Consider the following 12,406-nt stretch of genomic DNA (forward strand, 5'->3'; position numbering starts at 1 on the left):
CCTATCGCCAGCGATAAATCACCGATGCCCCGATGTAATTGACGGCCTCGTTGGGGTTGCGCTCACCGAAACCGAGTACCTTGTCCAGGGTGTTGGGCGCGACGCCCTGCCAGGCCCAGTCGTCGCTCTGGTAGCGGTAGTACTGGTAGTCCAGCGCCAGGCTCAGGTCGTCCCGCAGGTGCCACTGGCCGCCAATAGTCAGTTGGTGCAGGCGCGTCTCGATGTCCGGCAGGTCCGCCACCGAGAGGTCGCTGGCGCCCTTGCCCGCCATGGCCTGTGCCGCGTTGCTGTCGAGGTAGCTGTAGGCCACTTCCAGCTCGATACGCTCCACCGGTTGCCAGTGCAGGGAGGCGCCGAGGTTGAAACTCTCGTCCTCCGCCGCCAGGGTCCAGTTGCGCGTCGGGTCGCTGGCCTGCGGCAGCGGGGGCGTCAGCGCAAAGGCATTTTTCTCCTGGCCGCCGCGGAAGGCGCGCGAGCGCTGGTCCGCCCGGTAGCGGTCGTAGCCGCCGTAGACGGTGGCGGTGAGCTGTTCGGCGGGGTGGTAGCTGGCACTGAGCTGCAGGCTCTGCCACTGCGCCCCGGTGAGCCCGAGATCGCTCTGGTCGTAGTCGTCGTCGCGCCACTGCAGGTCGAGGTCCAGGCCCCACTGCGCCGCCGGGCTGTAGTTGAGGCCGGCCTTCGCGGCGAGTTGCTCGCGGTTGGCGAGGTAGTACTGGCTCAGCTGCGGGTGGTTAATGAAGCGCTGGTTGTCCGGCGTGACGTTGATCAGTTCGGCGTCGAGCAGCGCGTAGTAGGACTGGTCCCAGTGGTAGGTACTGGCGGCGCGGTCGGCACCGGCCAGTTCCAGCCGCGCCTGCAGGCCGTCGAGCACGCGGAAGCGGTAGCCGAGGGTGAGGCGATTTTCCTCGGTGGTTTCCACCGCCGCATTGCGCCGGTCGATTTCCTCGTAGGCATATTCGAGGCTCAGGCGGTGGCGGCTGTTTATGCGGTAGCGCAGCTCGCCGCCCAGGGACTGGGACAGGTAGTCGTGGGCGCTGTTGTAGACCGCGAGGGCGTCCCGCGGCTGGTCGGCGCCGTCGCCGCGGATGTACAGGTAGCGGTCCCGGGGCACGTCGTAGTCGCGGTCGCGGATGCGGACCCAGCCCTCGGCTTCCAGCTTCGGCAGCAGGCGCCACCACAGCTTGCCGTTGAACACCGACTGCGCGACCTCGCCGTCGAGGCTGTTGCGGGGGACGGCTTCGGTAACGGTGAGCAGCGGGTTGACGCTGTAATCGGCGAGGGTGTCGTCCTGGCGGGCGAGGCTGTAGCTGCCGTCGAGGGTCAGGCGCAGGGTCGGGCGCAGCAGCCACACCGCGCTCAGCCGGCCGCTCCACTGGTCGTTGTCCGGGGCCAGCGCCAGGCCGCCCTCGCCATCGGGATAGCGCACCGCCGGGCCGTAGCTGCTGTAGGGGTTCTGCCAGCTGAGCAGCCGTTGGTCGTTGTCGAAGGCGCTGTAGTGAATGCTGCCGTCGACCTGCAGGCCGCCGTCGCTGAAACGCAGGCCAAATTCGCCCTCCTGGCTGAGGTAGTCAACCGGGTAGGGCAGCAGCGCCGCGTCCGCCGAGGCCGCGTCGATGTAGATCCCGGCGCCGATATCGCCGGTGCCCTCCTTGTGCTCGTATTGCCAGCTGCCGTAGAGCGACCACTGCTGCGACAGGCGGCTGTCCACGGCGAGCCGGTAGCGGTCCCGTTCGAGGACCCGGTTGAAACCGTGCAGGCTGTCTTGCAGCGCGGCGAAATCCCCGGTGACCAGGCCGCTCTGCCAGTTGTCCGGCAGGCGCAGCTGGTTGTCGCCGCGAAACGGGGTGGCGCCGCTGTCATTGCGCACCTGCTGCTGGGAGTCGAGCTCCAGGGTGACCTTCAGGCGCTCGCCGATGCCCCAGGCCACGCGGCCCTCGCGGGTCGGCAGGCCGAGGTCCTGCAGGCGGATGTCCCAGTGGCTGTCGGCGTTGCTGTAATCCTTCCACTGCAGCGCGCCGATCAGGCTGGCGCCTTTCTGCTCGAGGCCGTTGTACTGGCCGAACATGAAATTGTCCGCGCTGGTATAGCCGGCTCCCAGCTGCAGGGTGCCCCGGTAGTCGGTCTGCCAGCGGGTTGCGAGGGGCCGGGTTTCCGCCAGCAGCGCGGCGAAGGGATCCTCCTGCGGGCTGTCCGCGGACTGGGCCAGCGACGGGCCGGCGCAGCAGGCCAGCAGCGCAGCTCCCAGCCGGCGCGCGCCGTTCACCGCGTCAGCCTCGCCCCGGAGGGGTGGTTGGAGCCGTGTACCTGGCCGTGGCAGTTCAGGCAGTTCTTGCCCAGCAGGTTCTGGTTCGGCGCGGCGCCCGCCACGCCCTCGCCGCCGTAGGGCAGGCTGGGGTGAAAGGCCGCGGCGTGGCACTGCTGGCACAGGGCGGGACCGCGGGCAGTCAGCAGCCGCGGGTGCACCGAGCCGTGGGGGCGGTGGCAGAGGCTGCAGTCCTCGCTGGCCGGGGGGTGCTCCCAGAGGAAGGGTCCGCGCTTTTCGCTGTGGCAGGTGAAGCATGTGTCGTTGAGAGTCACCGCCGCCAGTTCGCCGGGAGTCGGCGAGCCGTGGGGGTTGTGGCAGTCGGTGCAGGCGGTCTTGCCCTCGGCGATGGGGTGCCGGGAGGGCAGGCGCAGTTCGGCGCGGACCTCGCTGTGGCAGGTCAGGCAGCCGGAGGTCGCCGGGTCCGGCGCTGGCGCGAGCTGCGACTGGCGGTGCAGGCTGTGGCAGTCGGTGCAGGCCAGGTCCGCCGCGGCGTGGGCGCTGCCCGCCCAGTGCAGCTGTTCACCCCCGGCGTGGCAGGTGAGGCAGCGGGCGCCGCCCTCGGCTGCAGGCATCGGCCAGTGGGGCCCAAAACTGAAATCCGGCGCGCTGCTGGCGGGGGCGGCAATGTGGCCGGCACTGTCGCCGTGGCAGGCGCGACAGGCTTCGTTGCCGCCGCCGGCGAGGGCCGCGTGGGCGCTGTGTTGTATCGCCAGTACCGGCTGGTCGGCGCTGGCCAGGTGGCAGTCGAGGCAGTCCTGCGCCGCGCCGGCCAGCGCGCTCACCAGCAGCGCGAGTGAGCACAGCGTCCGGCGGAACCATTTTCCCCTGTCAGGCATCGCTATCATCGCCGGTGTATTACTGCGCCCGGAAGTCGCTGTCATCACCCTGGAAGCCGAGCGTCTGCGGCAGGGATATCCAGTGGCGTCCGCCGGGGTTGTCCTTGCCGTGCAGGGCGATGCCGAAGGTGTAGGTGCCGTCCTGCAGCAGCGGTTTCAGGCCATCGCCGCCGGCCATGGGGCGGCTCAGGCTGACCCGCCAGCGGCCGTCCCGGTAACTGGCGCTGCCACTCAGGGCAGAGGATGAGTTCCAGGCCGGCGGCGTCAGCAGGACGGCGGTCTGGACGGATGTGGCGCTGCCATTGGCCAGTTGTACCCGCCACAGTTCGCCGAACTGGCCGGCGTCGCGCATCGCCTGCAGTTCGTCCGCGTCCTTGAACAGGGCCGGGCGGCCGATGGCGCGCTGCTGGGCGAGGGCGCCGAGCAGGTACTTGCCGCGCTCCTCGCCGCGGTCGCGGCTCATGCCGCTCATATCGCTGTGGCAGGCGGCGAAGCAGCCGGCGCGCTGGATGGTGGGGGTGTTGTCGTCGCCCCAGAGCAGGGCGATATCGGCGTCATCCGCCGGGCCCTGCCAGTCCAGCTCGACCCGCAGCGAGCCACTGGCCCGGGACACACTGACCCGGACATCGCGGGTCGCCGGCTGGAAGTCGCCGGCGAGGCTGGCGCCCATGCGCGCCTCCTCGCCGCGGTGGCACTGCTGGCAGCTGGCGCCGTGGCGCAGGGGCTGGGAGCCCGGGTGTTTGCCCAGCAGCCACTCGCTGTCGGACTGGCCGGGGAAGAACAGGTGCACGGTCTTGCTGGCCACCGCAGTGGGCACCATCGGGGCCACGGAGTCGGCGGGTGCGTGGGCGATTCCCTGGTGACAGTCGAGGCAACTGCGATCCTGCCGCGCCATCACCTTGTGATAGCTCTTGGCCTTGTCGCTGACGTCGGCCGCACTGGCCATGGCCACCAGGTCGTGGCAGCTGCGGCAGCCCGCCGAACGGTTTTCCAGGGTGGTCGCCAGCGGCGGACTCGCGTCGTGGGGGCTGTGGCAGGTGGTGCAGGCCGGGTTGCTGTCCAGGTGGCTGGAGAGGCCGTGAATGCCCTCGCGCTGGACCTTGTGGCAGACCGTGCAGACCTGGCCCTGGGTGTCCGCCGCGAGCACTTTGTCCGGCAGGTGGTGAATGTCGTGGCAGGTGGTGCAGGCGAGGTCCGAGCGGTTGTGCGGCGCGCTGTCCCAGTGGGCCAGCGCCGTGTCCTTGTGGCAGGCGAGGCACTGGCCGTCCTGGGTGCCGGTACTGGCGGTCCAGCGGGGGCCGAAGCTGACCCCGGGAGACACCTGGGTCGGTGCCGCGGCGTGGTTACCGCTGGGGCCGTGGCAGGCTTCGCAGCCTTCGTTGGCCATCGGCGTGCGCGGGTTGTCCGCGGCGCCGTGGGGGCTTTGCAGCATCGGGTGCACGGGGGATTCGGGCCCGAAGTCGTGGCAGCCCAGGCACTGGCTGCTGCCGCCCTCGGCGAACTTGTCCTGGGCCTGCAGTGCACCGCCCGCGAGCAGCAGTGCAAGCGCCAGCAGTCCGGGCAGCGCGAACCGCCCGCCGGTCAGCCTGGCGAATATGGCGGTTGCAAAAACCTTGTCCATGTCTGGGCTCCTCGCGCTTGTCAGGCTAGTTGTGGTCGGCCAGTCCCGCGGTATTGAGCGGATGGGCGATACCGGTGTGACAGTCGATGCAGGTTTTGCCCTGGCTCTCCATGGCCATGTGGTATTTGCGCGCCTGCGCGGACTGGGCGCTCGCCAGCATGCGCCCGGCGTTGTGGCAGTTGCGGCATTCCTGCGAGTCGTTGGCCCGCAGTCGGGCAATTTCCCGCGCTTTCATCGCCGGGGCGTGGGCAATGTATTTTTCCGGGGTGTCGATAATGCCGGTGAGATGCCCCCAGACTTCCCGCGAAGCCTCGATCTTGCGGATCATCTTGGGCAGGAATTCGTGCGGCACGTGACAGTCGGAGCAGCTGGCGCTGACCCCGCTGGCGTTGCTGAAGTGGCTGGTTTCCTGCAGCTGGGCGAAGGGGTTGCTGCTCATCTCATGGCAGCTGGTGCAGAAGGCCTCGCTGCTGGTGGCGTGCATGGTGGCGTTGAAGGCGAGCACACCCACCACGCCGAGCACCAGCCCCGCGGCCACCAGTGCCAGCACTGAAAACCGCGGAGAAGGTCGCAACAGACCGCGCAACCACGCCAGCATTCCTTCCCCTTAAAAAAACCTTAAAAAACTAGTGGAAATAAAGGTAGTCCAGCACCTCCGGCCATGCAATATCCGCCGGGATGTTTTTATTGCCAGGAGCGGGAGCGGCCCCGGCTCAGGTGGCCTGCAACAGGTAGTTGTCCAGCTCCCGGTGCATGTTGAGGATCAGCTTTTCCTGGTTTTCCGCCAGCCAGGCGCGCTGCATCCCCCTGGCGTGGAGGCCGGTCTGCACCCGGCCGAGGTTGGCCAGGTCCTGCTGGGGAATCAGGCCGAGGTCGGTTGTGGAATCGACCACTTCCTCGACTACCGCGCGCTGCGCCAGCTCGCCCTGTGGCAAGGTCTTCAGCGAACGGATTTCAAAGACGCACAGGTCGGGGTTGGTGGGGTGCGGCCGGGCGCGGTACATGGCGACATTGCCTGCCTGCGGCAGGATCAGGATATTGGGAAAGATGAAGTTCACGCCGCCCCACTTGCCGACGGTTTCCGGGCTCAGTTTCGGCATGGGCCGGCCCTGTTGCGCGGCCTTGGCGTACTGCAGCTTGACGTACTCGGCACCGAGGTTGGCGTCTGCCGGCAGCTCAGCGTCCTTCAGGGTGAGCAGCAGCTCGATGTCTTCTTTCAGTATCATCGCGCCGAGCCCCTCGGCGGTGAGATTCATGCGCGCGGCCATCGCCTCCACCAGGCTGGCGGTCGGCACCGGTTCCTGCACGTGGCCGCTGATCGGTGTCTTGTCGCCGCCGTAGAAGTGGCCGTGGCCGTTGGGCTGGGCGACATAGGTCAGGTTCTCGAACATCATCTCCCCGTCCTGGCGGTCGCCGTAGACGATTTCGCTGCCCACCTTCTCCAGCTGCGGGTGGGTGGCGGAGACGTGGTAGGCCTCGAAGAAGGCCTCCTGCGCCACTTTCCAGTTGCAGGGAATTTCGGCGCGCTTCCACCATACCGGGCGCATTTCTCCCAGCACGAAGTCATCAAGGAACTGTTTTACCGGGGCGATGAAGGCCTCGAAGGACTGCGGTTGTTCGGCCAGGTTGATAAACACGAAGCCGGCGTAGACCTCGCAGTGGACCTCGCGCATGGCCACATCCTCGTCGCGCAGCTGGCCGCCGGCGAATTCCTCCCGGCCGAGGACCATCTGCACCTGGCCTTCGAGATTCCAGCGCCAACCGTGGAAGGGGCAGATGATCCTGCCGTCCTGGAAGTGGCCGCAGCCCTCGCCCAGGGCGGTGCCGCGGTGCGGGCAGAAGTTGTAGTAGGCCTTGATGTCCTGTTCGTTCACTCGCACCAGCAGGATCGACTGGTCGCCGATGGTATAGGTGGTGAAGTCCCCGCGGTGGGGAATTTCATCGACGCGGGCGGCGACCTGCCAGACGCGGCTCCACAGGCGCTCGAACTCCAGCGCGGCAAATGCCGGGTCGATGTAGCGGTCCACGCCGACGCCCTGGGCGAAGGTCTGCCAGCGTTCTGGCCAGGCGCTGGCGGCCTCGCGTTTGCTGTCGGAATCCTGGTCGAGTACGGGCTGAAGGGATGCGCTCATGGTGTGTGCCTCATTATGCGTCACTGCTTATGGACGCCATCTTAGGTGCGGCTACCGCGGCATTCGTTGATCTGGATCAAGGGTCCGCTACAAAGCCGGGTGCAAGATAGATCGCAACCCAGGCCGTGAAACAGGGCAGAGCGCCCGCTTCCGGCAGGCGTCCTGCAGTTTCGCCGCGGCCAATGCCCGGTGGCGGCGAGCACCGGGGCAGCTAACGATAAAACCCTGATTGGAGGTGTCCAGCGTGACGACAGCACTGGCAAACAATTCGAACCGCCTGGCGGCGGACGAGATATCCCCCCTCATCGGCAGCCGGGTGCTGCTGGGCAAGCCGGACCTGCTGAGCGGGGAATACGCCGCAGACCTGCGCGACCTGCTGGAACAGCGCGGCGTCCTGGTGTTCCCGCGGATCAATTTCAGCGATGACGAGCAGGCTGCTTTTACCGCCACCATCGGCGAGTTCATGCCCGAGATGCAGGGACAGAAGGTCTACAACATCTCGCTGGACAAGCGGCAGAATCCCAACCGTGACTACCTCAAGGGCTCGCTGTACTGGCATATCGACGGCACCATGAATCGCAAGCCGATCGGCGCGGCGATTCTGTCCAGCAAAGTGCTCCCGACCTGGGGCGGCAATACCGAGTTCTGCAACACCTATGCCGCCTACGATGCGCTGCCCGAGGAGAAAAAGCAGGAAATCGAGAACCTCCGGGTGATTCACTCCATGTGGAATACCCAGCTCTACCACACCCCCGAGCCCACCCTGGCGCAACTGGAACAGTGGATGGCGATGGGCGAGGTTGAGTTGCCGCTGGTCTGGAACCACCGCTCCGGGCGCAAATCCCTGATCCTTGGCAACACCGCCCAGGAGGTCATCGGCATGAGCCGGATGGAGAGCGCGAAACTCCTGCACGGCCTGCGCGAATGGGCGACCCAGCCGCAATTTGTCTATAGCCACGAATGGTCGGTGGGCGATGCGGTGATGTGGGACAACACCGGCACCATGCACCGCGCCATGCCCTACGACCCCGACTGCGGGCGCCTGCTGCACCGCACCAAGACGGCGGGGGAGGAACCCTTCGCCTGATTTTCCCATCCGGTCCGACTAGAGCGTTGTTAAGCTCGGCCCCTGTCTCCGGGGGCTTTTTTTTGTCCTCGGGAAAGTGCGCGCGGGCGCCCCGGTGTCCGCCAAGTGGCCACCCTGCAGGGCGGCTGATTCCAGGAGGGCGCGGTTTCTTGATCTGGATCAATGTGATCGCGCCGCGTATCACCTACTGTTATGAACAACGGTGTTGATTTAAATCCGAATAACGAATCACAGACTTTCCCGGAGATAGCCCAATGACCCTCTACGATGTGGACCTGCCAACCGCCGAAGAAATCGATATCGCGGCACTGAAGGAAAAATACGCCCTGGAGCGCAACCGCCGCATGCGCCAGGAAGGCCAGGCCCAGTACGTCAAGCCGGTAGACGACTTCGCCTACACCTACGAGGGCGACCCCTACACCCCGCTCGCGCCGCGTGAGCCGGTAGCCAGGGACATCGAGGTCGTTATCCTCGGCGGCGGCTGGTCCGGCATCGTGACCGGCATCCAGCTGCGCAAGGCGGGCATCGACGATTTCTGCAATATCGACCACGCCGGTGATTTCGGCGGCGTCTGGTACTGGAATCGCTACCCGGGCCTGCAGTGCGACAACGACGCCTACTGCTACCTGCCGCTGCTGGAAGAAACCGGCTTCATGCCCTCGAAAAAATTCACCGATGGCTGGGAGATCCGCGAATACGCCCAGGACCTGTGCCGCCGCTACGGGCTGTATGACAACGCCCTGTTCCACACCCTGGTGGAGAGCATCACCTGGGACGAGAAGCTCAAGCGCTACCATGTGAAAACCCGCCAGGGCGACGATATCCGCGCCCGCCACCTGATCGTCGCCAACGGCCTGCTGAACATTCCCAAACTGCCGGGCATCCCGGGCATCCATGGCTTCAAGGGCCACATGTTCCACACCGCGCGCTGGGACTACGACTACACCGGGGGCAGCCAGAAGAACCCCGTGCTGGACAAGCTGGCCGACAAGAAGGTCGCCATTGTCGGCACCGGCGCCACTGCGATCCAGCTGGTGCCCTTCCTCGGCAAGTACGCGAAGCACCTCTATGTGATCCAGCGCACCCCGTCCTGTGTCGATACCCGGCGCAATTCGGAAACCGATCCCGCCTGGGCGGCCTCCCTGCAGCCGGGCTGGCAGGCGGCACGCCGGGCCAATTTCCACCGCGGGGCCAACGAGCGCTATCTCGACCGCGAGGAGGACCAGATCGTCGATATCTGGACCGAGGTGAACCACCGCCTGACCGAGGAGTTCAACGCGGATGGCTACTATCCCGACATGGCCGAGTACGCCCAGCGCCGCGATGTCATGGACTTCCGGGTGATGGAGCGCCTGCGCCGGCGGGTCGACGCTATCGTGCAGGACCCGGAGACCGCGGAACAGCTCAAGCCCTACTACCGTTACCAGTGCAAGCGTCCGACCTCCAACGACAACTACTACGAGACTTTCAACCGGCCCAATGTCAGCCTGGTCGATGTCTCTGAAACCCAGGGCCTGCAGCAACTCACCGAGCACGGTTTTATCGCCAACGGCGAGGAATTCGACTGCGACTGCATCATCTTTGCCAGCGGCTACGAGGTAACCAGCGACCTCGACCGGCGCTGGGGCTTCGAGGAGTTTACCGGTCGTAACGGCCTGTCCATGTACGACAACTGGGCCGGCGGCTACAAGACCCTGCACGGGGTGATGACCCACGGCTTCCCCAACCTCTACCTGGTGGGCCTCAACCAGGGCGGGCTCAACTCGACCCTGACCCAGAACTTCGAAACCCAGGCGGAGCACATCGCCTTCATCATCGGCGAACTGCAGCGCCGCGGCGCCGTAGCCGGGGAGGTCACCGAAGCCGCGCAAAACGCCTACGTGCAGCACCTGCGCGACACCGAGATCGACCGCACCGAGTGGATTCGCGAGTGTACGCCCAGTTATTTCAACAACGAGGGCCAGCCCGACGTCGATGAAAACGGCAACGAACGCTACCGCTTCTACCTCGGCGAAGTGTACGGCCCCGGCTGGGACGCCTTCGTGGCGCTGCTGGAAAACTGGCGCTTCAAGGGTGGCCTGGAAGGACTGGAACTGGAGATGGACGAAGCGTCCATCGCCGAGATTGCCTGACCAGCGCAAACCTGCACGCACAGCGTGCCCTCAATAATACCGGGAGCGAATGATGGACCAGCAATTCAATGTCAGCGAAGAACAACTGGGCAGCCCACTGATCTACCCGGTGGATGCCTACATTTCCCGCGACTACGCAGAGCGCGAGGGCGACTGCCTGTGGGCGAAAGTCTGGCAGCAGGCGGGCCGGGTCGAGGAAATTCCCGAGGTCGGCAGCTACATCAACTACGAGATCGGCAACGACTCGATCCTGATCGTGCGCGCCGCGGAAGACCGTATCCGCGCTTTCCACAACGTCTGCCCGCACCGGGGGCGCAAACTGGTCAGCACGCCGCCCGGCGCCAACAGTGCCTGTGGCAAGAAGGACCAGTGCGGCGAGAAAAAGCAGGGCTTTTTCTGCCCCTACCACGGCTGGACCTTTGATCTCGACGGCCAGGCGACCTTTATCCTCGACCGGGAGGACTGGCAGGGCGCCCTGAGCGACGAGCGCACCGGCCTCACCCCGGTCCAGGTGGATACCTGGGGCGGCTGGATCTGGATCAACATGGACGCGGACTGCGAATCGCTGCAGGACTACCTGTCGCCGATTGCCGGCATGCTCGATCCCTTCGAGTTCGACCGGATGCGCTACCGCTTCCGCCAGTGGGGCATCTTCGACTGCAACTGGAAGGTGGCGCTGGAGGCCTTTCTCGAGCCCTACCACGTCTTCGCCACCCATCCCCAGTTGAACAAGTACGGCGATTTTTACGCCTGGAGCCAGTCGCTGGGGTTGCACGGCAACGACGGCTTCGATTCCCGCAGCGCGGACGCCGCCAGTGCGGCGGATACCACCGTACACCGCGCCGCCAAGGGTGAGGACGCGCGGGTGACCATTGCCACCATGCAGGAGGAATTCTGGGAGACCATCGGCGCCAGCACCACGGAGACCCTGGTCAACGCCGCCAGGCGGCTGGTGGACGAGCTGCCCGAGGGTACACCGCCCGCCGAGGTACACCACCACTGGCTGGAATCCGCCCGTCGCGACGATGCCGCCCGCGGTGTGGCCTGGCCGGAGATCAGCGACGAGCAGATGACCCGCGCCGGCCTCGCGCAGAGCATTTTCCCCAACATGAACATCCTGCCCGGGCCGACGTTTGCCCTCTACTACCGGGTGCGGCCCTACGGTACCGACCCCGACAAGTGCATTTTCGAGGCGGTGGCGATCGACCGTTTCCCCGAGGGCGAGGAGCCGGCGACCGAGTGGCAGTACGCGGAGCAGGACCCGGAGCAGTGGCCCTACGTGATCGCCCAGGATATTTCCAACATGGTGGAAATGCAGAAAGGGCTCAAATCCCGCGGTTTCCGCGGCTGCCTGCCGAACCCGCACCAGGAGCAGAAAGTCTCCAACCTGCACCGCAACCTCGCCAATTACATGGGCATGGGGGGCTTGCAGGCACTGGATTGAGCCGGCCCGGCCTTCTGGCCAATGCCGGAACTAGCACGTATCATCCGCAGGGTGTGCTCTGCAGACGCACCCACGGAGATAGCATGCGCGAGCAATCCGGCCGAGTTGAGGCCATCGATGTCCTGTCCGGCTGTGACCACAGCGCCAGTGTGCGCTGCGGCGACTGCCGCCTGAGCGGCATCTGCCTGCCACTGGCCCTCGACACCGACGACGTCGACCAGCTCGACAGGATCATCCAGCGCGGCCGTCCCCTGCGCCGCGAAGCCCACCTGTTCCGCGAGGGCGATGCCTTCAACGCGGTCTTCGCGGTGCGCTCGGGCGCGCTCAAGGCCTACCGCACCACTCGCGGCGGCCAGGAGCAGGTGACCGGTTTCTACCTGCCGGGGGAGATCGTCGGCCTCGACGGCATCGCCGAGAACCGCCATATCTCCGCTGCGGTGGCCCTGGAAACCTCGGCGATCTGCGAGATTCCCTTCTCCGAGCTGGAGCGGCTCAGCGATACCCTGCCCACGGTCCGCCGGCGCCTGATGCAGGTGATCAGCAAGGAGCTCAACGTGGAGCAGGAGCTGATCTCCCTGCTCGGCAAGAACTCCTCCCGCCAGCGCATCGCCGCGCTGCTGCTCAGCCTCTCCCGCCGCAATGCGCGGCGCAGGTTGAGCGCCACCCGCCTGCGCCTGCCGATGCCGCGCGGCGACATCAGCAACTACCTCGGCCTGACCGTGGAAACCGTCAGCCGGACCTTCACCAAAATGCAGCAGGACGGCATTGTCCGGGTCAACAACAAGGATGTGGAAATCCTCGACATGGACGCCCTGTCCGCGGAGTTCACCGCCAACTGAGGGATAGCGG

Annotated in this window: 9 protein-coding genes; 4 read left to right on the plus strand and 5 right to left on the minus strand. The window is 66.2% G+C overall.

Annotated features, from left to right (window positions below; all coding sequences use genetic code 11):
• Position 1 precedes the first annotated feature (1 nt).
• The 5 genes from ACNKU3_RS17875 to ACNKU3_RS17895 all read right to left on the minus strand — a co-directional run bounded on the left by ACNKU3_RS17875 (position 2) and on the right by ACNKU3_RS17895 (position 6,894).
• The gene (locus ACNKU3_RS17875) at positions 2–2,263 is read right to left on the minus strand and encodes an MtrB/PioB family decaheme-associated outer membrane protein (protein ID WP_418260920.1); all 2,262 of its coding nucleotides are present in this window, start codon (positions 2,261–2,263) and stop codon (positions 2–4) included.
• A complete protein-coding gene (locus ACNKU3_RS17880) occupies positions 2,260–3,141 on the minus strand; it encodes a DmsE family decaheme c-type cytochrome (RefSeq protein WP_418260921.1) in 882 nt (293 codons plus the stop codon). Before ACNKU3_RS17880 ends, ACNKU3_RS17875 begins: the two co-directional genes overlap by 4 nt.
• 19 nt (positions 3,142–3,160) lie before the next feature.
• Positions 3,161–4,762: a cytochrome c3 family protein gene (locus ACNKU3_RS17885; protein ID WP_418260922.1), complete on the minus strand. Its 1,602-nt coding sequence runs from the start codon at positions 4,760–4,762 to the stop codon at positions 3,161–3,163.
• 25 nt (positions 4,763–4,787) lie between these two features.
• The gene (locus ACNKU3_RS17890) at positions 4,788–5,360 is read right to left on the minus strand and encodes a NapC/NirT family cytochrome c (RefSeq protein WP_418260923.1); all 573 of its coding nucleotides are present in this window, start codon (positions 5,358–5,360) and stop codon (positions 4,788–4,790) included.
• A gap of 115 nt (positions 5,361–5,475) precedes the next feature.
• The gene (locus ACNKU3_RS17895) at positions 5,476–6,894 is read right to left on the minus strand and encodes an aromatic ring-hydroxylating oxygenase subunit alpha (protein ID WP_418260924.1); all 1,419 of its coding nucleotides are present in this window, start codon (positions 6,892–6,894) and stop codon (positions 5,476–5,478) included.
• 244 nt (positions 6,895–7,138) lie between these two features.
• Between ACNKU3_RS17895 and ACNKU3_RS17900 the strand changes: the two genes are divergently transcribed.
• The 4 genes from ACNKU3_RS17900 to fnr all read left to right on the plus strand — a co-directional run bounded on the left by ACNKU3_RS17900 (position 7,139) and on the right by fnr (position 12,396).
• The gene (locus ACNKU3_RS17900; protein ID WP_418260925.1) at positions 7,139–7,981 is read left to right on the plus strand and encodes a TauD/TfdA dioxygenase family protein; all 843 of its coding nucleotides are present in this window, start codon (positions 7,139–7,141) and stop codon (positions 7,979–7,981) included.
• 254 nt (positions 7,982–8,235) lie between these two features.
• Positions 8,236–10,113, plus strand: a complete 1,878-nt coding sequence (locus ACNKU3_RS17905; RefSeq protein WP_418260926.1) for a flavin-containing monooxygenase — start codon at positions 8,236–8,238, stop codon at positions 10,111–10,113.
• Between the two features lie 52 nt (positions 10,114–10,165).
• Positions 10,166–11,557: an aromatic ring-hydroxylating oxygenase subunit alpha gene (locus ACNKU3_RS17910; RefSeq protein ID WP_418260927.1), complete on the plus strand. Its 1,392-nt coding sequence runs from the start codon at positions 10,166–10,168 to the stop codon at positions 11,555–11,557.
• 83 nt (positions 11,558–11,640) lie between these two features.
• Complete coding sequence (fnr, locus tag ACNKU3_RS17915) at positions 11,641–12,396, plus strand: fumarate/nitrate reduction transcriptional regulator Fnr (protein WP_418260928.1); 756 nt, start codon at positions 11,641–11,643, stop codon at positions 12,394–12,396.
• Positions 12,397–12,406 lie beyond the last annotated feature (10 nt).

The sequence above is a fragment of the Haliea sp. E17 genome, from assembly GCF_048323675.1.
GTDB lineage: Bacteria > Pseudomonadota > Gammaproteobacteria > Pseudomonadales > Halieaceae > Mangrovimicrobium.